The sequence below is a fragment of the Massilia sp. P2_C2 genome, assembly GCF_056404615.1.
Window position 1 is genome coordinate 1 of sequence record NZ_JBFUDR010000674.1, and the last position, 584, is coordinate 584.

A 584-nucleotide genomic window follows, 5' to 3' on the forward strand; every position below is an offset into this window, starting at 1 on the left:
CTGCAACACACTGAATCTTTCGATTTTTCATGCGCCGCAGAAGCAGGACGCGAACTATAGCAAACCTGCCCGCGCCCTTGCAAGGCCCGAATTGTATCCCTACGATTACATGCCGTCGAAGTTCGGCTTGCGCTTCTCCAGGAACGCGGCCATCCCCTCCTTCTGCGCCGGCGTACCGAAACCGGCATGGAAGTAGCGGCGCTCATAGCGCACGCCTTCGGTCAGCGTCGTCTCGAACGCGCGGTTGACGGCATCCTTGATCTGCATTGCGACCGACACCGGCATCGCCGCGATCGTCTCCGCGACTTCCAGCGCCACYGTCATCACGAGGTCGGCCGGCACGACGCGCGACACGAGACCCGTGCGCTCCGCCTCCGCCGCGTCGATCATGCGGGCCGTCAGCAGCATGTCCATCGCCTTCGACTTGCCGATCGCGCGCGGCAGGCGCTGCGTGCCGCCGGCGCCCGGGGTCACGCCGACCTTGATCTCCGGCTGGCCGAACTTGGCCGTGTCGGAGGCGATCAGGAAGTCGCACATCATGGCCAGTTCGCAGCCGCCGCCCAGCGCATAACCCGAGACGACGC

General features: G+C 65.4%; 1 protein-coding gene. It reads right to left on the reverse strand.

The window, feature by feature from the left end; translation table 11 throughout:
• Positions 1 to 105 precede the first annotated feature (105 nt).
• On the reverse strand, positions 106 to 584 hold a 479-nt coding region (locus AC1DYX_RS31795; protein WP_477266274.1), incomplete at its 5' end, for an enoyl-CoA hydratase-related protein.